This is a genomic window from Paraburkholderia lebeckiae (assembly GCF_050436225.1).
Lineage (GTDB): Bacteria > Pseudomonadota > Gammaproteobacteria > Burkholderiales > Burkholderiaceae > Paraburkholderia > Paraburkholderia tuberum.
Genome location: NZ_JBNDLU010000001.1, coordinates 319,104 through 339,958 on the forward strand (window position 1 = coordinate 319,104; position 20,855 = coordinate 339,958).

General features: G+C 65.4%; 16 protein-coding genes. 14 read left to right on the forward strand and 2 right to left on the reverse strand.

What is annotated here, in order from left to right; all coding sequences use genetic code 11:
- The 11 genes from OKW45_RS01470 (at position 1) to OKW45_RS01520 (ending at position 15,102) form a co-directional block, all read left to right on the forward strand.
- Entirely contained in the window at positions 1 to 3,234 is a 3,234-nt protein-coding gene (locus OKW45_RS01470; RefSeq protein WP_429465436.1) for an efflux RND transporter permease subunit, read from the forward strand.
- Position 3,235: 1 nt separating this feature from the next.
- On the forward strand, positions 3,236 to 4,750 hold the full coding sequence (locus tag OKW45_RS01475; protein ID WP_429465438.1) for an efflux transporter outer membrane subunit: 1,515 nt from the start codon (positions 3,236 to 3,238) through the stop codon (positions 4,748 to 4,750).
- Positions 4,747 to 6,027, forward strand: coding sequence for a paraquat-inducible protein A (locus OKW45_RS01480; protein ID WP_429465440.1), 1,281 nt, complete (start codon positions 4,747 to 4,749; stop codon positions 6,025 to 6,027). Before OKW45_RS01475 ends, OKW45_RS01480 begins: the two co-directional genes overlap by 4 nt.
- Entirely contained in the window at positions 6,011 to 7,624 is a 1,614-nt protein-coding gene (locus tag OKW45_RS01485) for a PqiB family protein (RefSeq protein WP_429465442.1), read from the forward strand. Before OKW45_RS01480 ends, OKW45_RS01485 begins: the two co-directional genes overlap by 17 nt.
- The gene (locus OKW45_RS01490; RefSeq protein WP_429465444.1) at positions 7,621 to 8,220 is read left to right on the forward strand and encodes a PqiC family protein; all 600 of its coding nucleotides are present in this window, start codon (positions 7,621 to 7,623) and stop codon (positions 8,218 to 8,220) included. Before OKW45_RS01485 ends, OKW45_RS01490 begins: the two co-directional genes overlap by 4 nt.
- A gap of 178 nt (positions 8,221 to 8,398) precedes the next feature.
- Entirely contained in the window at positions 8,399 to 10,735 is a 2,337-nt protein-coding gene (locus OKW45_RS01495; RefSeq protein WP_429465446.1) for a DUF3141 domain-containing protein, read from the forward strand.
- 79 nt (positions 10,736 to 10,814) lie between these two features.
- A complete protein-coding gene (locus tag OKW45_RS01500; protein WP_429465448.1) occupies positions 10,815 to 11,804 on the forward strand; it encodes a phosphate acetyltransferase in 990 nt (329 codons plus the stop codon).
- Positions 11,805 to 11,808: 4 nt separating this feature from the next.
- Positions 11,809 to 12,984 carry an acetate/propionate family kinase gene (locus OKW45_RS01505; protein ID WP_429465450.1) on the forward strand — a complete coding sequence of 392 codons (1,176 nt, stop codon included), beginning with the start codon at positions 11,809 to 11,811 and terminating at the stop codon, positions 12,982 to 12,984.
- A gap of 12 nt (positions 12,985 to 12,996) precedes the next feature.
- Positions 12,997 to 13,785 carry an enoyl-ACP reductase FabI gene (gene fabI / locus OKW45_RS01510; RefSeq protein WP_018424544.1) on the forward strand — a complete coding sequence of 263 codons (789 nt, stop codon included), beginning with the start codon at positions 12,997 to 12,999 and terminating at the stop codon, positions 13,783 to 13,785.
- 20 nt (positions 13,786 to 13,805) lie between these two features.
- Positions 13,806 to 14,063: an RNA-binding protein gene (locus OKW45_RS01515; protein ID WP_184006824.1), complete on the forward strand. Its 258-nt coding sequence runs from the start codon at positions 13,806 to 13,808 to the stop codon at positions 14,061 to 14,063.
- A 19-nt stretch (positions 14,064 to 14,082) separates the two neighbouring features.
- Positions 14,083 to 15,102, forward strand: a complete 1,020-nt coding sequence (locus OKW45_RS01520; RefSeq protein ID WP_429465452.1) for a hypothetical protein — start codon at positions 14,083 to 14,085, stop codon at positions 15,100 to 15,102.
- A 15-nt stretch (positions 15,103 to 15,117) separates the two neighbouring features.
- On the opposite strand, the gene OKW45_RS01525 is transcribed toward OKW45_RS01520, so the two are convergent.
- Both OKW45_RS01525 and OKW45_RS01530 read right to left on the reverse strand, forming a co-directional pair.
- Positions 15,118 to 15,705 (reverse strand): hypothetical protein, encoded by a 588-nt coding sequence (locus OKW45_RS01525; protein ID WP_429465454.1) that lies wholly within the window; start codon positions 15,703 to 15,705, stop codon positions 15,118 to 15,120.
- Between the two features lie 18 nt (positions 15,706 to 15,723).
- Positions 15,724 to 16,197, reverse strand: coding sequence for a glycine zipper family protein (locus OKW45_RS01530; protein ID WP_018424548.1), 474 nt, complete (start codon positions 16,195 to 16,197; stop codon positions 15,724 to 15,726).
- Positions 16,198 to 16,527: 330 nt separating this feature from the next.
- Here OKW45_RS01530 and OKW45_RS01535 point away from each other — a divergent pair, with 330 nt between their 5' ends.
- The 3 genes from OKW45_RS01535 (at position 16,528) to OKW45_RS01545 (ending at position 20,851) form a co-directional block, all read left to right on the forward strand.
- Entirely contained in the window at positions 16,528 to 18,048 is a 1,521-nt protein-coding gene (locus tag OKW45_RS01535; RefSeq protein ID WP_429465456.1) for a DUF3300 domain-containing protein, read from the forward strand.
- A gap of 9 nt (positions 18,049 to 18,057) precedes the next feature.
- Positions 18,058 to 19,017: a DUF2950 domain-containing protein gene (locus OKW45_RS01540; protein WP_429465458.1), complete on the forward strand. Its 960-nt coding sequence runs from the start codon at positions 18,058 to 18,060 to the stop codon at positions 19,015 to 19,017.
- Positions 19,018 to 19,099: 82 nt separating this feature from the next.
- Positions 19,100 to 20,851: a SulP family inorganic anion transporter gene (locus OKW45_RS01545; protein ID WP_429465460.1), complete on the forward strand. Its 1,752-nt coding sequence runs from the start codon at positions 19,100 to 19,102 to the stop codon at positions 20,849 to 20,851.
- Positions 20,852 to 20,855: the final 4 nt, after the last annotated feature.

Here is a 20,855-nt window from a genome sequence, read left to right on the forward strand (position 1 = left end):
ATGAACATTTCGCGCTACTGCATCGATCGGCCGATTTTCGCGTCAGTCATTTCGATCGTCATCACGCTCGGCGGCGCATTGGCGATGTTCTCGCTGCCGATCGCGCAATACCCCGACATCACGCCGCCGCAAATCACGGTGTCCGCCACCTATCCGGGCGCCAGCGCCGAGGTCGTCGCGAACAACGTCGCCGCACCGATCGAGCAGCAGGTCAATGGCGCGGACAACATGATCTACATGAACTCGTCGAGTTCGTCGACCGGCAGTATGACGCTCAACGTGTACTTCCAGATCGGCACGAACCCCGAACTGGCCCAGGTCGACGTGCAGAACCGCGTGAATCTCGCGCTGCCGCAACTGCCGCAATCGGTCCAGGCGCAGGGCATTCAGGTACAGAAAAAGTCGCAGGCGTTCATGATGGTGATCGCGATCTATTCGCCCACCAACCGCTACGATGCGACGTATATCGCGAACTTTACGAACATCTACGTGCTTGACGCGATCAAGCGGATTCCGGGCGCGAACCAGTCGAGTATCTTCGGCACGCCAGACTACGCGATGCGGATCTGGCTGAAGCCCGACCGGATGGCGCAGCTGGGCGTGACGGCCGCCGACGTGCAACGGGTCGTCGCGAACCAGAACCAGCAGTTCGCGGTGGGTAGTATCGGACAGTCGCCGACCAGCGGAGCGGTCCAGCAATCGTTCGCGGTCACGACCACGGGGCGCCTCGCCGAGCCTTCGCAGTTCGACAACATCATCGTGCGCGCCGCGAGCGGCGGCGCGGCGATCGTGCGGCTCAAGGACATCGGCCGCGCCGAGCTCGGCCAGAAAGACTACTCGATTCGCAGCCGCTTCCAGGGCAAGCCGGCCACCGTGCTCGCCGTGTATCAGCAGCCGGGCGCCAATGCGCTCGACGTGGCGAAGCAGGTGCGCGCGGCACTCGCGGAGCTGAAGAAGTCGTTTCCGGAAGGCATGAGCTACGAAATCGCGATGGACACGACCGAGTTCACGCGAGCGTCGATCTCGGACGTGATCCATACGTTCTTCGAAGCGCTAGTGCTCGTCGTGATCGTCGTGTTCGTATTCCTGCAAAGCCTTCGCGCGACGTTGATTCCGATCATCGCGGTGCCGGTGTCGATCGTCGGCACCTGCATGTTCATGCTGCCGCTGGGCTTTTCGATCAACATGCTGACCTTGTTCGGCATGGTGCTCGCGATCGGTATCGTCGTCGACGATGCGATCGTCGTGATCGAGAATGTTGAACGCAACATAACGGTGCACAAGCTCTCGCCGAAAGAGGCCTCGAAACGGGCGATGGACGAAGTCGCCGGGCCAGTCGTGGCGATCGTGCTGGTGTTGTGCGCGGTGTTCGTGCCGGTTGCGTTTCTCGGCGGCATCACCGGTCAGATGTACAAGCAGTTCGCGATCACGATTGCGATTTCGGTGGTGCTGTCCGGCATCGTCGCACTGACCTTGTCACCGGCGCTCGCCGCATTGCTGCTGAAAAGCGCGCACCACGAGAAGAAGGGTTTTTTCCGCTGGTTCGACGATCAGTTCGGCCGCATGACGTCGGGCTATTCACGCGCGGTCAAGCTCATCATCAAGCGCTTTGTCATGGGGCTCGTGTTCTTCGCGGCGATGATCGTGCTGGCGGTGCTGATGATGCGCTCGATTCCGTCGGCGTTCCTGCCGCCTGAAGACCAGGGTTATCTGCTCGGCGCGGTCATCATGCCGGATGCGGCTAGCCTCGACCGCACCGGCCAGGTGTCGCAAGTCATCACTGACTATTTCATGAAACAGGAGGCGGTCGGCAGCATCACCACGGTCGATGGTTTCAGCCTGCTCGACAGCCAGAACAAGAACAATGCCGGCACCTTCTTCGTCGGTCTGAAGAGCTTCGACGAACGCTATACGCGCGCCAACCGCGCGACGCAGAACGCGCGCCAGGTGCTGCTCGACGCGTATCGCCACTTCGCGAACGTCCAGGAGGGCATTATAGTGCCGGTCAACCCGCCGTCGATTCCGGGGCTCGGCACGACAGGCGGCACGGAGGTGTGGATTCAGAGCAAGGGGGACGCTTCCATCGCACAGCTCGCGGGCGTGGCCGACCAGTTCGTGCAGAAAGCGCGGGCGCGCAAGGAGCTGACCGGCGTCACGATGACCTTCAATGCGGCGTCGCGGCAACTGCTGGTCGACGTGGATCGCGACAAGTCGGAGACGCTCGGCGTGCCGGTCGAAGACGTCTATAGCTCGATGCAGACGATGTTCGGCTCGCTGTACGTATCGCAGTTCAACCGCTCGAGCCGGCTGTGGCAGGTGATCCTGCAGGCGGACCCGCGGTATCGCCTGAAGCCTACTGATCTCGATCAGATCTTCGTGCGCAGCACGAACGGCACGATGGTGCCGATCAAGTCGGTGGCAAGCTACCGCTTTACGACGGGCCCGGACCTCGTCACGCGATTCAATAATTTCCCGGCCATCAAGGTCACGGCGAATGCCGCGCCGGGCTACAGCTCCGGACAGGTGATCTCGACGCTGGAACAGATCGCCGCGCAGATGCCGGAAGGCTACGACGTGGCATGGAGCGGCGAGGCGTTCGAGGAACGGCAGTCGGGCGGCACGTCCGGGCTCGTCTTCGTGTTCGGTCTCGTGATGGTGTTCCTGATCCTCGCCGCGCAGTACGAGAAGTGGACGCTGCCGTTCGGCGTGCTGATGGCGGTGCCGTTCGCGCTGTTCGGCGCGTTGCTCGCGATCATGCTGCGCGGCCTGTCCAACGACGTCTACTTCCAGATCGGGCTGACGATGCTGGTCGCGCTCGCCGCGAAGAACGCGATCCTGATCTTCGAATTCGCGGTGCTGAATCGCGAGACCGGCGCCTCGGTGTTCGACGCGACGATGACCGCGGCGGAAGAACGGCTGCGCCCGATCGTGATGACCTCGCTCGCGTTCATTCTCGGCTGCGTGCCGCTCGCGATCGCGACGGGCGCGTCGGCCAACAGCCGTCATTCGATCGGCACCGGTGTGATCGGCGGCATGTTGGGCGCGACGGCGATCGCCGTATTCTTCATCCCGATGTTCTATTACCTGCTCGAAACCATGTCGTCGCGCTCGAAAGGAGGCAAAAAGCCGACGCCGGGCGTGGAGCCCAGCGGCGGCGCAGGACGCGAACCCTCGGCGGTGCCGGGGCCCGGTGCGTCGAGCGAGGCGCCGTCCGCGCCGCGGGCAGGTGAATGACATGCACGGCACGGCACCGGCGCGTTTGCTCGCATCCGTCATGCTGCTCGCGCTGAGCGGATGCCTGCTAGGCCCCAACTACCAGCGCCCGGCGGTCGACGTGCCGGCCACTTATCGTTTCGCCCAGGGCGAGGCCGCGGGCATCGCCAACGCCGTGTGGTGGGAGCAGTTTCAGGACCCGGTGCTCGATCAGCTGATCGCCGCCGCGCTGCAGGACAATCGCGACGTGAAGATCGCGGCCGCGCGGGTCGACGAGTTTCGCGGGCAGTTCGTGACGACGCGCTCCGGGCTGTTCCCGCAGCTTTCGGCAGGCGCCGACGCGTCGCGTCAACGGGTCTCGCAGGACCAAGGCGTGCCGGTGCCGAAGGGCGTGAGCCCCATCTACAACCAGTTCGACGCGACGCTGGCGGTGTCCTGGGAACTCGATCTGTTCGGCAAGGTGCGCCGGGAAACCGAGGCTGCACGCGCGAATCTGCTCGCAAGCGAAGAGGGTCGCCACGCCACGATTCTGACGCTGGTGAGTTCGGTCGCGTCGGCCTACATCAATCTGCGCAGTCTGGACCGGCAGCTAGAGATCGCGAAGGAGACCGTGCAAAGCCGCGCGGAATCGGTGCGCGTGTTCGAGGCGCGCTTCCGCTACGGCGAGGTCTCGCAGATGGAACTCGCGCAAAGCCAGTCGGAGTATCAAGCCGCGCAAGTCACGATTCCGCAGCTCGAAGCGCAGATCGCCCAGCAGGAAGACGCGTTGTCGGTGTTGATCGGCAGGAATCCCGGCGCGATACTGCGCGGCCGTGAGCTATCGCAGATGGGCACGCCGCCGATTCCCGAGGGGCTGCCGTCCGATCTGCTCGAACGCCGTCCCGACCTGCTGGAGGCCGAGCAGACGCTGGTCGCGCAAAACGCGCTGATCGGGGCGGCGCGCGCGCTGTACTTCCCGTCGATTTCGCTGACCGGGCTGTTCGGTTCGGTCAGCGCGCAGTTCTCGAATCTGTTCACCGGCCCGGCGCGCGTGTGGTCGTTTGCCGGCAGCGTCACGCAGCCGATCTTCACGGCGGGCAACATCACCGGCCAGGTGCACCAGGCCGAAGCGCGCCAGCAGGAATCGCTGTACTCGTACGAAAAGGCGATCCAGGTAGCGTTCCAGGAGGTCGAGGACGCGCTCATCTCCGTGCAGAAGACGCATCAGGCACTCGATGCGCAAAACCTCCAGGTCGAGGCGCTGCACACCTATGCGCACCTCGCGCGGCAGCGCTACGAAGGCGGCTATACGAGCTACATCGAAGTGCTCGATGCGGAGCGCAGCCTGTTCAACGCGCAACTGAGCTATGCGCAAACTCAAGGCGCGGTGCTGACCTCGTACGTCACGCTCTACAAGGCGACGGGCGGTGGCTGGCTGGCCGAGGCGGAAAAACTGACGGCGCCGCCGCCCGCGCAGCAAAACTCGCCGGCGATGGCGCCGGTCTCGCAGAACGCGCCCGCGCCGGCTGGAACGTCGGGTGCAGTGGAGGCGAGATGACGGGCAACGAGCTGATTGCGTGCGAAGAGTGCGACCTGCTTCAGCTCGGCGCGCCGCCCGCCGCCGGCAATGCGTTGCGCTGCCAGCGTTGCCGCGCGGAGCTCAGGCGCGGACGCTCGAACGGGCCGGAGTATGCGCTCGCATTCTCGTGCGCGTCCGCGGTGCTGCTCGTGATCTCGAACGTGTTTCCGATCGTCGGTCTGTCGCTGAACGGCCATGTCGTACAGACGACGCTCGCGGGTTCGGTGCGCATGCTGTACAGCCACGGCTCGTGGCCGCTCGCCTTGCTGGTCGCCCTCACGACGATCGTCACGCCGGTGCTGCAAACCGCGGCGATGCTGTGGCTGCTGCTGCCGCTGCGCTTCGGGCGCGTGCCGTGGCGGCCGGCCGAATGCTTTCGTCTGTTTCAGCTCGCGCGGCCGTGGGGCATGACCGAGGTGCTGATCCTCGGCTTGCTGGTCGCGCTGGTCAAGCTTGCGCATATCGCCAAGGTGGTGCCGGGCACTGCGCTGTGGTCGTTCATCGCGCTGATGCTGCTGCTCGCGGCCGCGGCGGCGACCTTCGATCCGCATGAGGTGTGGGCGCGCATCACGGCAGCGCGTGGCGCGCAGGCGTGGCAGTTGCCGCCGATCCGCGTGCGCCGCAACGCGATCACGGCGTCTGCCTACGGGCTCGTGCTGTGCGAAGAATGCGGCCTGCTGCTCAAGCGGCCCAGCGGCGCGCTCAAGCACGTCTGTCCGCGCTGCAAGGCGCCGTTGCACCAGCGCAAGCCCGCGAGCCTGTCGCGAACGTGGGCGTATCTGGTGGCCGCGATGGTGCTCTACATTCCGGCCAATGTGCTCCCCGTGATGGACACGAGTTCGCTGTTCGGCACGCAGAAGGACACGATCATGAGCGGCGTGGTCTATCTGTGGGTATCGGGCTCCTGGCCGCTTGCACTGCTCGTGTTCATCGCGAGCATCGTCGTGCCGATGCTGAAGATTCTCGGCATCGGGTATCTCGCGTTATCGACGCAGTTGCGTTGGCAATGGCTGCCCGGGCAGCGCACGCGGATCTATCGCCTGATCGAGCTGATCGGTCGCTGGTCGATGCTCGACATCTACGTGATCACGATGCTGGTCGCGCTGGTGCAATTCCAGGCGCTGGCGACGATCAAGGCGGGGCCGGCGGCGATCGCGTTCGGCGCGGTCGTCGTGCTGACCTTGCTCGCCTCGATGGCTTTCGATCCGCGCCTGATGTGGGACGCTTTGGAGACCGAACGTGTCCACTCCGACTGAAGAGCCCGAGCTGCCCGCCGCGGAGCCGGTGCCGCGCTCGCGCTGGCGGATGCAACTGGTCTGGCTCGTGCCGATCGTGGCGATCCTGATCGGCGGTTGGCTGGCGGTGAAGGCGGTGATGGAGCGCGGCGAGCAGATCAGCATCAGCTTCAAGACCGGCGACGGTCTCGAAGCGGGCAAGACGAAGCTCAAGTTCAAGGACGTCGATATCGGCGTGGTCGAAGCGGTCTCGCTGACGCCGGACCACAAGCGCGTGGTGGCCAAGGCCGAGGTGACGCGCGACGTGTCGGACCTGCTCGTCGACAACACGCGCTTCTGGGTCGTGCGTCCGCGCATTTCGGGTGGCACGGTGTCGGGGCTCGGCACGCTGCTGTCGGGCTCGTATATCGACGTCGACGTCGGCAATTCGCCAAAAGCGCGCCGCAGTTTCGTCGGCCTCGAGGAGCCCCCCGTGATCGCGAGCGACGTGCCGGGGCACGAGTACACGTTGCACGGCACGGGACTTGGCTCGCTCGACGTGGGTACGCCCGTGTTTTTCCGCAGAATTCAGGTGGGCCAGGTCGCGTCGTACCAGTTGGACCCGGACGGCCACGGCGTCACGGTGAAGGTGTTCGTCAATGCGCCCTACGACCGCTTCGTCAGAACCGACACGCGCTTCTGGCACGCCAGCGGTGTCGATATGGCGTTCGACAGCAGCGGCTTGCGCGTCGAAACGCAGTCGATCGTATCGATCATCATCGGCGGGATCGCGTTCGAATCGCCGCCCGATTCGCAGGTAGAGACGAGCGCCGATAGCAGCACCGGGTTCGAGCTGTACACCACGCGCGCCGACGCGATGAAGAAGCACGATCGCATCGTCGTCAAATACGTGGTGAACTTCACGGATTCGGTGCGCGGTCTGACGGTTGGCGCGCCGGTCGATTTCCGCGGCGTCGATATCGGCGAAGTGACGGCGCTCTACACGCGCTTCGATCCGGACACCCGCCGCTTCAGCAGTCCGGTCGAGATCAATCTCTATCCGGAGCGGTTCACGTCCCGCTATCAGAACGACGGCGCCGGCGGACACCTCACCGACGACCCGCGCGGTCTCGCGAACTATCTGGTCGAGCACGGCTTCCGCTTCCAGTTGAGAAGCGGCAATCTGCTGACCGGCCAGCAGTATCTCGCGCTGGACTATTTCCCCGACGCGCCGAAGGCGTCGATTGACTGGAGCAAGACGCCGCCCGAAATGCCCGCGATTGCGCGCACGCTGCAATCGCTGCAGGAATCGGTCACGCGACTGCTCGCCAAGATCAACAACATACCGTTCGACGATATCGGCAAAGACGCGCGCTCGACGCTGCGCACCACCAACGCGATGCTCGGGCAACTGCACACGCAGGTCGTGCCGAAAGCGTTCGACACGCTGCTGTCCGCGCAATCCACGCTCGATTCCGCGAATGCCGCGCTGCAGCCGGACTCGTCGCTGCAGCAATCGACGGAGGACGCAATGCGTGAACTGACCCGCACCGCGGCCTCGCTGCGCACGCTGGCCGACTATCTGGCGCAGCATCCGGAATCGCTCGTGCGCGGCAAGTCCGAGGACAAGAAGCCATGACAGATGCGATGGGCCGCTTCGCGGCCGGCCTGATGCTCGCGCTCGCCGGCGCTCTGCTCGGCGCCTGCAAGTCGCCGGCGACGAACTTCTACACGCTGAGCCCCGACGAGTCGTTGAGCAGCACCGGCGCGAGCCGGCCGATCGCGGCGGTGATCGGTCCGGTCACGATACCCGAGATCGTGGACCGGCCGCAGATCGTCACGCGGATCGCTAACAACGAGGTCGCGGTCAACGAATTCGACCGCTGGGCGCAGCCGCTCGGTGGCGACATCGGCCGCGTAATCGCGGCCGATCTCGGCGCGCTGCTGAACTCGCAGCAGATTTCGGTATTCGATGCGGTACGTGATCCGTCCGTCGTCTGGCGCGTGCGGATCGACGTGATGCGCTTCGAGTCCGTGCCGGGGCGCGACGTCACCGTCGATGTGCTGTGGACCGTGCGGCCGCCCGGCAAGATCCGCGCCGTCACCGGCCGCTCGGTCGCGCGCGAGAGCGTGTCCGGTCCCGGATTCGAGCCGATCATCGCCGCCCACGATCGCGCGCTCGCCTCGGTGAGTCGCGATATCGCCGCGGCGGTGCAGGCAAAGCCTGTTCAATGAGACGTCGCGCTGCGTCACGTCCACACGCGCCGCGCCCGAAGCCGTGCGCTGCACCGGGTCGCGCGCATAATAAGACCTTGGTCCGATTGCTAGAGCTCTGGGCCAACTCCACGATTCAATCAATGCACGGCGCGTGCCTCGGCACCGATCGTGACACGCACCTTTCAGGAGTCTCCCGATGGACGCTGAAACGCTATTGTCACAAAGCCAGGACATTGCCTCGAAAATCACCCACGTGCTGCAGAAGCGCACGCAAATCGCCCAGCGGCATCTGAGTGAACGGGTCACCGAAACGCTGGGGCTCGATCACGATGGCGCCCCGACCGCAAGCGCGATGCCCGCGCCATTCGATCCGCTCGGTGCGTGGCAATACACGGTGGACGCCGCGCAGCGCTCGCTGCTGTTCTGGGACACGCTGTACCGGCGCGGCAACGAGTTCGTCGAACGCAGCGTCAGCGGTCCCACGCCGGTGCTGCATTTCGAGTACGACATGGTGCTGGACGGCCGCACGTTCGAGCGGCCGGTCAACTATGCGCTGCTGCAACTTCGTCCGCTCGAAGGCGTGGGCGTGGACGTGCGCAAACGCCCGTATCTGATCATCGATCCGCGCGCGGGGCACGGCCCCGGCATCGGCGGCTTCAAGGACGATTCGCAGGCGGGCATCGCGCTGCGCGCGGCCTATCCCGTCTACTTCGTGGTGTTCTTTCGCGACCCCGAGCCCGGTCAGACCCTGCTCGACGTGTGCAACGCCGAGCAGCTATTCGTTCGCAAGGTGCGCGCGCTGCATCCCGACAGTCCGAAGCCCGCGATCATCGGCAATTGCCAGGGCGGCTGGGCGGCGATGATGCTCGCCAGCTCCGACCCCGAGGAGACCGGCCCGATCGTCATCAACGGTGCGCCGATGTCGTACTGGAGCGCGGCCTGGAGCGAAGGCGAGGGCGACAACCCGATGCGTTACGCGGGCGGCATGCTGGGCGGCGCGTGGCTCGCGTCGTACGCGGCGGATCTTGGCAACGGCAAGTTCGACGGCGCGTATCTGGTGGAGAACTTCGAGAACCTGAATCCCGCCAACACGTTCTGGGACAAGTACTACCACCTGTTCTCGAACGTCGATACCGAGCCGCCGCGCTTTCTGGAATTCGAGCGCTGGTGGGGCAGCTACTACCTGATGAATCGCGAAGAGATCGAATGGATCACGCGCAACCTGTTCGTCGGCAACAAGCTGTGGTCGGGCGGAGTGACGAACAGCAGCGGTCAGGCTTTCGATCTGCGTGAGATCCGCTCGCCGATCATCCTGTTCGCGTCGATGGGCGACAACATCACGCCGCCTCAACAGGCGTTCAACTGGGTGGCGGACCTGTACGGCAGCACCGAGGAGATCAAGGCGCGCGGCCAGGTGATCGTCGGTCTGATGCACGAAAACGTCGGGCATCTGGGCATCTTCGTGTCCGGGAAAGTCGCGAAGAAGGAGCACAAGCAGATCATGTCCGTGCTCGAGACCATCGAAACGTTTCCGCCGGGCCTTTATGGCATGACCATCAGCGAGGCCAGCAACGCGGCCGGGGAGATCGAATACGCAGTCGAATTTCATGAGCGGCGGCTCGAGGAGATAGCCGCGCGTCTGAACCGCTTCGCCCGCATCGACGAAAAGCCGTTCGAAGCAGTCGCCGCGGTGTCCAATCTGAATCAGCGCATGTATGAACTGCTCGCGCAGCCGTTCGTGCAGGCAATGTCGAACGAAACGAGCGCCCGCCTGCTGCGCCAGTTTCATCCGCTGCGCTGGCAGCGCTGGGCCGTTTCCGCGATGAACCCGTGGCTTGGCTGGCTGCCGGCGGCCGCGCAGTCGGTTCGTGAGAATCGCCAGCGGGCCGCCGCCGATAACCCGTGGAGCAAGCTCGAACACAACGGCTCGCAAATGATCAGCGCGTCGCTGGACTATTACCGCGCGATGCGCGACGCGGGGACCGAGGCCAGCTTCTTCAGCGTGTACGCGAATCTGTATGCGACGTATCTGAGCAAGCCGGCCGCCGATGGCGTGGCCGCGCAAGCCGGCGCGATCGATCCGCGCGAGCTGCCGTTCGTGCGCACGGCGTTGGAGGCGATCGGCGACGGCGGCTACACGGAGGCGCTCGCGCGCGCGGCCTTTCTGTTGTCGCGCAAGGGCGGGTCGTTGCCGCTCGCGCGCCTGGAGATGCGCAAGGAGATCGCCGAAAGTTACGCGGAGTACCTGCCCGACATCAGCCGCGATCACTGGCGGCGGATCCGGGGCGAGCAGGAAATCATCGTCAGCTTCGAACCGGACGAGGCGATAGCCACGCTGCCGAAGCTGCTTTCCCACAGCGAGGACCGCGAGCGCTTTCTACAACTGCTCGACAAGCTGGCGAGCGACGAGCGCGTGTTGAACACCGCGCCCGACGCCGCGCAAAAGGAGGCGTTCGAACGCATCCACGCGGTGCTGGGTTCGCGCGTGAGCCGCAAGCGCAACGCACGTTTGCCTGACTCCGCTCGCACGTGAGCAACCGGCGCGATGCGCGGCACGACGCAAGTGTGGCGGGACCGTATGCACGGCGCCCGTCTGCGCCGCGCCCGTCAGCATGGCGTGCCACGCGTCACGAATCCAACGCACCGTACACACGAGGAACACGCAGATGGAAAAGCACGCGAAGTATCAGCGTCTGATCGATTTCTGCCGGACGCTGCCGGCGATGCCGACAGCGGTCGCGCATCCGTGCGACCAGAGTTCGCTCAATGGCGCGGTCGAAGCAGCCGGGATGGGACTGATCGCGCCGCTGCTGGTCGGGCCGCGCGCGCGCATCGAAGCGATTGCCGCCGAATACGGCATCGACATTTCGAACTTCACGATCGTCGATGCGCCGCATAGCCATGCCGCCGCGGCAGCAGCCGTGCAACTGGTGCGCAAAGGCAAGGCAGAGGCCCTGATGAAAGGCAGCCTGCATACGGACGAGCTGATGGCCGAGGTGATTCGCCGTGACACCGGCCTGCGCACCGAGCGGCGCATCAGCCATTGCTTCGTGATGGACGTGCCCGGGTACGAGAACGCGCTGATCATCACCGACGCCGCGATCAACATCTTGCCGACGCTCGAAGAGAAGGTCGACATCCTGCAGAACGCGATCGATCTCGGGCACGCGCTGAAACTTGACGAAGTCCGCGTGGCGATCCTGTCCGCGACCGAGAGCGTCAATCCGAAAATTCCATCGACGGTGGAAGCGGCGGCGCTGTGCAAGATGGTGGACCGCGGGCAGATCACCGGGGGGCTCGTCGACGGTCCGCTCGCACTCGACAACGCGATCAGCATTGAAGCCATGCGCATCAAGCAGATCGAGTCGCGGGTGGCCGGTCGCGCCAATGTATTGATGGTGCCGGACCTCGAGGCGGGCAACATGCTCGCGAAAAGCCTCTCGTTTCTCGCCGGCGCGGACGCGGCGGGCATCGTGCTCGGCGCGCGCGTACCGATCATTCTGACGAGCCGCGCGGATTTTCTGTCGACGCGTCTCGCGTCGTGCGCGGTCGCCGCGCTGGTGGCCAAGGCACGGCGCGAGGCCGGCAAAGTGGTCGGGTGACGTCATGGCGGATGTGATTCTCGTATTGAACGCAGGTTCGTCGAGCCTCAAGTTCAGCGCCTTCGACGCGCAACAAGCGCAACTCGAGCTCATTTTGCGCGGTCAGATCGAAGCGCTCTACACGAGCCCGCGTTTTCGCGTGACGGACCGCGACGGTAATGCCAGCTCGCACGAATGGGGCGATGGCCATCGGCTCGGCCATCAGGGCGCGATCGAATATCTGGGCGGTTTTTTGCGCGACCACGGCGGCGGCAATCAACTGAAGGCGGTCGGACATCGCGTCGTACACGGCGGGCAGCGCTTTGCCGGCCCCGTCCTCGCGACCTCCGAGGTGATCGACCAACTGGACAGCCTGAGCCCGCTCGCGCCGCTGCATCAGCCGCATAACCTGACCCCGATCCGCATCCTCGCGCAACTGCGTCCCGACCTTCCACAGGTCGCGTGCTTCGACACCACGTTTCATCGCACGCAGACCGAGACCGCGCAGGCCTATGCGCTGCCCCCCTCGATTACCGACCACGGCGTGCGGCGCTACGGTTTTCACGGGCTCTCATACGAATACATCGCGAGCGTGCTGCCGGAGATCGCGCCGGCCGCGGCGGCGGGGCGCACCGTCGTCGCGCATCTGGGCAACGGCGCGAGCATGTGCGCGATGGTCGCGGGCAAGAGCGTGGCGAGCACGATGGGCTTCACGGCGGTGGAAGGCCTGCCGATGGGCACGCGTTGCGGCAGCCTCGACCCCGGCGTGATGCTCTATCTGCTCGACGAGCTGAAGATGGATACGCAGTCGATCGCGGACCTCATTTACAAGGGCTCGGGGCTGCTCGGCATGTCGGGCATCTCAGGCGACATGCGCGTGCTGCTCGACAGCGACGACCCGCGTGCCCGCTTTGCGATCGACGTCTACGCCTACCGGATCGGGCGCGAACTCGGCAGTCTCGCCGCGGCGATGCAAGGTCTCGACGCACTGGTGCTGACGGCCGGCATCGGCGAGCACGCCGTCGCGATCCGCGAGCGCATCGTGCACGATGCCGCGTGGCTCGGCGCCGAACTCGACGAAGCGGCCAATCGGGCGGGCGGCCCGCTGATCACCCGCGCCTCGAGCAGGCTACCGGTCTGGGTCGTCCCCACCAACGAGGAACTGATGATCGCCCGCCATACGCGCGCTATCGCCCCATAGAGGAGTTTCACCATGTCTGTCGCTGTCGAGCAACCGAGTTTGATTCTGCGAGGAGCGAAGGCCCTCGTGACCGGCGTCGCCAACGAGCATTCGATCGCGTACGGATGCGCGAAGGCGTTTCACGACCTCGGCGCGAGCGTTGCGCTCACCTATGCCAACGCCAAGGCGGCTCCTTATGTGGAACCGATCGCCAAAGCACTCGATGCCGAGATCTTCATGCCGCTCGACGTAACGGGCGAGGACGAAATGGAGGCCGTGTTCGACCGCATCGAGAAGACTTGGGGAAGCCTCGATATTCTCGTTCACGCCGTTGCATGGGCGCCGAAAGCGGATCTGCAGGGCGGCTTGCTGCAATCGTCGCGCGAGGGCTTCCTGAGCGCGATGGACATCTCCTGCCATTCGTTCGTGCGGATGGCGCGCCTCGCCGCGCCGCTGATGAAAGACGGCGGCACCATGCTGACGATGAGCTACTACGGCGCGAACAAGGTCGTGCCGAACTACAACCTGATGGGCCCCGTCAAGGCGGCGCTCGAAGCCTGCGCGCGCTATCTGGCGTTCGAGCTGGGACCGAGGGGCATCCGCGTGCACGCGATTTCTCCCGGGCCGCTGCAGACCCGCGCCGCTTCGGGCCTGAAGGATTTCGAGCTGCTGCTCAACGAAGCGGTGCAGCGCGCGCCGCTCGGCGAACTCGTCGACATCATGGATGTCGGCTATACCTGTGCGTTTCTGGCCACGCCTTACGCGCGGCGGGTGTCCGGTTCCACCTTGTATATCGACGGCGGATTGAACATCGTGGCCTAGGGCCTGGAGGAGTAAGCATCATGGCTGAACTGTTTCTTGGAAACGTCGAGGAAAGCGTCTCCGACGAAGAGATCGGCGAGTTCCTGATTCGCTACGGGTTCCCGCGCTTCAGCTCGATCCAGCGGGTGCACGGCACGGGTTCGCGGCCCGGCGCGGTGGTCGTCTTCGACGACGTTCCCACGGATGGGCTGCGCATACTGCAAAACCGCGTCCATAACCTGTTCTGGAAGAACCACACGATCGTCGCGCAGCTGTTGCCGGAGCGCGACGAATCGTGACGGGCGACGGGAGCCGGACATGGGTCTGCTGTCGCGGTGGCTGAGCAGGCGCACCGCTTCCGAAGAGAGCGACGATCAGCAGACGAAGGAAATCGTCGAGCGGATCGTCAGGCTCTGTCCGTCGTTGCGGCTCGCGCGCAATTATGCGTCGCGCCTGCGGCCCGCCGTGCAACACACGACCGCCTATCTGCTCCGGCTCGCCGATGAAGTGCCGCCGGCGCGCGAAGCGAGCGCGGCGGCATGGGCGACGGACCCGTATATCCACGCCTTTTTCGCCACACCCGACGACGTCTGCCCGGTCTTCAACCGCTCACACGAGCTGAACACGTTCTTCAGCGACCATCCCGTTGCCGACCAGGTATTCGCGGTGCTCGGCATGGCCATGGATGAGCGGCGTATTTTCGGCGTCGGGCAATACGGCGAGACGACGCAAACCGATCTCGCGCAGACGACCATCAACTTCAGCGATCACCAGGTGCGCGTGTGCGGAGAATCCGAAGCCGCGTTGCGGCGCCAGATCATGTTGCGGATCGTCGATCAGCTCGTGCTCGAAGCCCTCGGCAAGATCGAGGCCGACACCTCGCGGCAGGACGAATTGCAACGCGAAAGGGCGCTGCTGAAAACGCGCCTGACGATTCTCGAACGGCAAGGGGCAGGCGTGCGCTCGCTGCTTGGTAGCGACGCGACGTCGAATTACGCGGAAGTGGCGAAGCTGCAGGCGCAGATCGAAGAGAACGATCAGGCTCTGGCGCAGTTGGGCCTGAAGACAGAGGCGCTGGAGCGGCATCTCGACGTGATGTGCGTTGTACTGGGGGCGCCGGATGCGCATTTCTACGTGCGCAGGAGCACGTACCGGCTCGACCGTATGAACGTCGTTCAGGAAGAGGGAGATACGCGGCCCGCGCACGAAATCGAGTTTCGCCTTGCGCGTCTGCCGGCGAGTCCCAATGCGATACGGGTTTTCTCGACGGTGCGTTTTCGACGCGCGGACTTTACGCCTCCCCTCAGCGGCCTCGCGCAAGCGCACCGCCTGATCTGACGCGAGCCATGCTCGCTATTTGCCGGCGACCGGCTCCACGGAGATGGCCACGGCCTCGGTATAGACCGCTTGCATCTGGTCGCCTTTTTTGATCCGCTTGAGCTGTTCGGGATCCTGCACGATCAGATCCACCGTATTGCCTTGCGGGCCTTTCAGCGTGACCATGCCGCTCTGGTGATTGACCGCGATGACGTTAGCCATGATCGTGACTTCGCGCGAGGCCGAGCCGCCGGGTTTCGCGCCCGCCGGTGTGCGAGCGAGCGTTTGCGTTTCGTTGGCGGTCAGCGGCGCGTTGCCTTTTTTCAGCATGATGGTCAGAGCCTGCGAATACTCGGCCTTGACCACGTCGCCGACCTTGATCTGATCGAAGTTGCGCGCTTCCTCTCCGACCACGACCTGCACGACCCTGCCCTTCGGGTCCTTGAGCAAGACGGTGCGCGTTGCCGGCTCGATGCCGACGACCGTCGCGGTCGTTTTGACCGTGCCCGACACGGTGACTTTGCCGGGCTCGCTCGTGACCGTGACTGGTGCCTCCGTCTGAGCGAACCCCGTATTCGCGAGACACACGAGCGCCGCCGCGATGATCAGTTTGCGGTTAATCATGCTGCTCTCCTTGCGCGATCAATTGACTGTGTAACCCCGCCCTGACATGCATGCGGCGAAAGCGCGATTGAACGTGTCCATCGAGCCCTGCGTTTGCGACTGCGATTGTGCCGCGGCCGCGCGCCGGTTCTGCCGCGCGCGCGACCCGCCTACCATCGTGCCGGTCGCCGCGCCGATCGCCGCGCCCTTGCCGGCGTCGCCCGCAATCGCGCCGATGATCGCGCCGCCGGCCGCGCCGCGCGCGGCGCCCTGCACGCGCTCGCCGCCTCCCACCGCGGGGCCGGAAGGCGGGGGCGGGGCATTGGCGACCATGGTCGGGTCGATGCCGGTATTGCTCTTCGCCCACGAATAGCAGGCGCCTTCGTCCTGCTGCTGTTGCTGCGGGCTTTGCCCTCTGGCCGGATAGGCAATCGGCCTCGATTGCGCCAGGCCTTCCAGCGATAGCGACGCGCTCAACGCGGCGATAACGGCATATTTCGTCGACTTATTCACGACAGCTCCTTGCGTGGGCCCACGCGGGTGCGAGTCGCCGGCTGCCTGTTTGCTCAGGCGTGAGGGCGCAACCGGCACCCGTGAATGGGAATTCTGGTGGGACCGGTTGCCGCGCGGTGGATGCGCAGCAATGACAGGTTCGCTTTCATCATGGTGTCGCGGGCCTGTCGCGCGCAATCGGACCAAGGTCGTATTTTCAATATCGTCCATGGTTTCCAAACTGTATTCATGCAATAGGTGCAGGTCGTTTCCATTGCTTCGGACAACTGTCTGTCAAAGATCATGGCCATTCAGCCCGGGGCCGCTGACGAAGCGCAAGGGGAAGCATCGATGGACCGCGATTCGCGTGCTCGTACACGCATCATCCCGTTTGCAACGGCGCTCGACAGGCGCCGGCGCATGCCGACGCTCGACGACGAGGCGAAGCGCGCGCGACGCATCAGCCATGTGCTGGGCGCCGCGCTTCTGGCGTGCTGCGGCGCGTTCTCCACTACGGTGTCGCTGGCGCAGGCGCCGGCCGCGAACGCCCCGGCGAACGCGGCACCGAGCGCACCCGTTTCCGCGGCGACGCTCGACAAGCTCGTCGGACCGATCGCGCTATATCCGGACGACCTGGTCGCGATCATTCTTCCTGCCTCCACCTATCCCGTGGAAGTCGTGCAGGCCGATCGCTTTCTCGACCAGTACAAAAACAACAAGTCGCTGAAGCTCAACGACGCGTGGCACGATCCGGTGAAGGCGCTGCTGAATTACCCCGACATCGTCAAGAACATGAGCACCGATCTCGACTGGACGATTAATCTCGGCGAGGCCGTCGTTGCCGATCAGGGCGCGGTGCTCGAAGCGATTCAGCGCTTCCGGCGGCAAACGCAGTCGGCTGGGCATCTGAAATCCGACGACAAGCAGGTCGTGGTCGTCGAGAAGGAAGTGATCAAGATCCAGCCGGCCGATCCGCAGGTGATCTACGTGCCGCAGTACAACCCGCAGACCATCGTGGTGGCCAGTGCGCCCGTGACCTACGCCTACGCGCCCACGCCTTATCCGGCCTACTACTATCCGTACGCGCCCGGCGCCGCGCTCGCGACGGGGCTGATCTGGGGCGCGGCGATTACCGCCGCCTGGAACGGCGGGCACTATCAAACGCATTACGGCGGCGGCGGCAACAACAACATCAACATCAACCGCGAAAGAAACGTCGAGCGCGGCGATAGAACTGTCGAGCGGGGCGATAGGAACGTCGAGCGCGGCAATATCAACACGGGCGACATCAACCGCGGTGGTGGTCGCGGGCAGGGAGGGGGCACCTCCGCGTGGACCTCGGACAAGAAGCCGGGCCAGGTCAGCGGTATCTCGGATCGCTCGGCGCGCACGCAACGGGTCGGCGATCCGCCGTCGCGCGGCGGCGGCGCGGGTGCAGGCGCGGGCGCGGGCGGTGGATTGGCGGGCGGCAACCGCGGCGGCGCGGGCGGCGGCGCGGGCGGCGGCGCAAACTTTGCAGGTGGCGGCGCGGGTGGCGGCGCCGGCGCAAACTTCGCAGGCGGCGGTGCTGGCGCGCAAGGGCGGCCGCAGCCGTCCCAGCGTCCGACGGCGTCGGCGGGCACACGCGACGTGAATCAGCGCGCGGCGCCTGCGGGCGGCGGCGATGCGTTCAGCGGCTACGGCTCGGCGCGCGACGCGCAAGCCAACAGCGCGCGCGGCGCGGCGAGCCGTCAATCGACGCGTGGCGGCGGTGGCGGCGGTGGCGGCGGTGGCGGCGGATTTTCCGGCGGTGGCGGCCGTGGCGGTGGCGGCGGCGGATTCTCGCCGCGGGCCGGTGGTGGCGGTGGCGGCCGCGGCGGCGGACGGCGATAAGGAGCAGCCATGAGCGGTCAAAGCATCACCGGAAAGCGCGCACGCGACGATTCGCGGCGACGTATGGCCACATCGCGCCGGCTGTGCGCGATGGTGCTCGCGCTGTGGGTTCCGATGGCCGCGCTCGCCGCGGGGCAGCGCACTTTCGCCACCCCGGAAGACGCGGTCGCCGCGCTGTCCAGCGCACTGAAGACCGACGACGAAGCGTCGCTCGTGGCGATCTTCGGCGAAGCGCACAAGAGCCTCGTGGTATCGCCGGATCAGGCGGAGAACGAGGCGAACTGGGCCAAGGCGAGCAAGGAGCTCGACGCCTATCACGTGCTCGACGACAGGGGACCGAACCGGCGGATTCTGCTGGTCGGCGACGAGGCGTGGCCGATGCCGATACCGATCGTCAAAGAGGACGGCACCTGGCGCTTCGCCACCGAGCAGGGCGAAGAAGAACTGATCAATCGACGGATCGGCGCCAACGAACTCGAAGCGATCAAGGTGCTGCACGCTTATATCGACGCGCAGCGTCAATACGCGTCGCGCGACCGGAACCACGACGGCCTGCTCGAATACGCGCAGAAGCTGGCCAGCACACCCGGCAAGCAGGACGGTCTCTACTGGCGCTCCGACGAAAACAGCGACGAAGAAGAGAGTCCGTTCGGCCCGCTCGTCGCCGCGAGTTCCGAATATCTGAAAGGCCACGCGGCGGGCGATCCTTACCGGGGCTACCATTTCAACATCCTGACGCGGCAGGGCAAGAACGCGCCGGGCGGCGCGTTCAGCTACGTGATCAACGGCCACATGATCGCGGGTTTCGCGATGGTCGCTTATCCGGCGCAGTACGGCACGAGCGGCGTGATGACCTTCGTGGTCAGCAACAACGGCGTCATCTACCAGAAGGACCGTGGCGCGCACGCGCCGCCTGTGACCGAGTTCAATCCGGATCACACGTGGCAGCGCATCAAGGATTCGCTCTGAGCCGCTTCGCGTTGGCTGAGGCGATAACCGTACAGCGCGCCCGTGCTTCCGTCAGGTCCGCTTCCGTACTCGAGGCGCTACGTTGAACCATCCACAGAGCGTCACCGGCCGCGCGTCTTCCACGCCACCCGCGCGCGGGTGGCGCTCCGCATTTCCTCCCGCGCAGTGGCTGCGAAGCTATCAGCCTCAATGGCTCGCGAAGGACGCGGTCGCCGGCGTGACGCTCGCGGCTTATGGCATTCCGGTATCGCTCGCCTATGCGTCGCTGGCCGGCTTGCCGCCGCAATACGGCATCTACGGCTATCTGGTCGGCGGCCTCTGTTATGCGCTGTTCGGTTCGTCGCGTCAGCTCGCGATCGGCCCGACCTCGGCGATCTCGATGCTCGTCGGCGTGACGCTCGTGCCGATGGCCGGGGGCGACCCGTCGCGCTGGGCTTCGATCGCGGCCCTCACGTCCGTGCTGATCGCGTGCATGTGCGTGATCGGCTGGCTGCTGCGCTTGAGTTCGCTCGTCAGCTTCATCAGCGAGACGATCCTGCTCGGCTTCAAGGCGGGCGCCGCGCTGACGATCGCGATGACCCAGCTGCCGAAGCTGTTCGGGGTGAAAGGCGGCGGCGAATTCTTCTTCGAACGGATCGCCGTGCTGTGGGGGCAGCTTCCGTTGACCAACCTCGGCGTGCTCGGTTTCGGCCTCGTTTGCATCGCGTTGCTGCTGCTCGGCGAAAGGTTTTTGCCGGGGCGTCCGGTGGCGCTCGCCGTCGTCGCTGCTTCGATTGTCGTGTTGTCGGTCACGCCGCTGGCCAGCCGCGGCTTCACGCTGGTGGGCGCGCTGCCGCAGGGCTTGCCTGAATTTCGTCTGCCAGGGCTGCGGCTGCGCGATGTCGACGGCATCGTTCCGCTGGCGTTCGCGTGCCTGTTGCTGGCATACGTCGAGAGCGTTTCGGCCGCGCGCGCGCTCGCGCAGGCACATGGTTACGAGATCGACGCCCGCCAGGAATTGCTGGGTCTTGGCGCAGCCAATCTGGCCGCGGGCTTGTTCCAGGCCTTCCCGGTTGCGGGAGGGCTTTCGCAATCGTCGGTGAACGACAAGGCCGGCGCGAAAAGCGCGCTTGCGCTGGTATTCGCGTCGCTCGCGATCGGCTTCTGTCTGATGTTCCTCACCGGACTGCTCGCGAATCTGCCCAACGTCGTGCTGGCGGCGATCGTGCTCGTGGCCGTGAAGGGCCTCGTCGACGTCGGCGAACTGCGTCATGTGTGGCGCGTGAGCCGCTTCGAATTCGCGATTTCGATGGTGGCGTTCGCGGCGGTGCTGTTGTTGGGCATCCTGAAGGGCGTGATCGTCGCGGTGCTCGTGTCGATGCTGCTGATCATCCACCGCGCCGCGCATCCGCACATCGCGATGCTCGGGCGTATTCCCGGCACGCGCTATTTCTCGGATCTCGAACGTCATGCCGAGAACGAGACGATTGCGCATGTGCTGGCGGTGCGTGTCGAGGCGTCGTTGCTGTACTTCAACGTCGAGCACGTGCGCGAGACGATCTGGCGCATGATCCACGCCGCACCCGAACCGGTCCGGCTCGTGATTTGCGATCTGTCCGCATCGGCGGTCGTCGATCTGGCGGGCGCGCGCATGCTCGAAGCGATGCACGGCGCGCTGAAGGCCGCGGGCGCGGCGATGAGGGTCGTCGGCGCGCATGCGGACGTGCGCGACATGCTGCGCGCCGAGGGGCTCGAAGTTCGTGTCGGCCACATCGGCCGACGCGGCTCGGTGGCCGACGTCGTCGACGCATTCCAGCAAAACGGCGATCTCGCGGACGACGCGGATCGCGGATGAACTC

Coding starts and splice junctions, on each gene's coding strand:
- OKW45_RS01495 (WP_429465446.1), top strand. CDS start 8,399: ATGGACGCTGAAACGCTATTGTCACAAAGCCAGGACATTGCCTCGAAA.
- OKW45_RS01505 (WP_429465450.1), top strand. CDS start 11,809: ATGGCGGATGTGATTCTCGTATTGAACGCAGGTTCGTCGAGCCTCAAG.
- OKW45_RS01480 (WP_429465440.1), top strand. CDS start 4,747: ATGACGGGCAACGAGCTGATTGCGTGCGAAGAGTGCGACCTGCTTCAG.
- OKW45_RS01515 (WP_184006824.1), top strand. CDS start 13,806: ATGGCTGAACTGTTTCTTGGAAACGTCGAGGAAAGCGTCTCCGACGAA.
- OKW45_RS01520 (WP_429465452.1), top strand. CDS start 14,083: ATGGGTCTGCTGTCGCGGTGGCTGAGCAGGCGCACCGCTTCCGAAGAG.
- OKW45_RS01470 (WP_429465436.1), top strand. CDS start 1: ATGAACATTTCGCGCTACTGCATCGATCGGCCGATTTTCGCGTCAGTC.
- OKW45_RS01490 (WP_429465444.1), top strand. CDS start 7,621: ATGACAGATGCGATGGGCCGCTTCGCGGCCGGCCTGATGCTCGCGCTC.
- OKW45_RS01540 (WP_429465458.1), top strand. CDS start 18,058: ATGAGCGGTCAAAGCATCACCGGAAAGCGCGCACGCGACGATTCGCGG.
- fabI (WP_018424544.1), top strand. CDS start 12,997: ATGTCTGTCGCTGTCGAGCAACCGAGTTTGATTCTGCGAGGAGCGAAG.
- OKW45_RS01500 (WP_429465448.1), top strand. CDS start 10,815: ATGGCGTGCCACGCGTCACGAATCCAACGCACCGTACACACGAGGAAC.
- OKW45_RS01475 (WP_429465438.1), top strand. CDS start 3,236: ATGCACGGCACGGCACCGGCGCGTTTGCTCGCATCCGTCATGCTGCTC.
- OKW45_RS01525 (WP_429465454.1), bottom strand. CDS start 15,705: ATGATTAACCGCAAACTGATCATCGCGGCGGCGCTCGTGTGTCTCGCG.
- OKW45_RS01535 (WP_429465456.1), top strand. CDS start 16,528: ATGGACCGCGATTCGCGTGCTCGTACACGCATCATCCCGTTTGCAACG.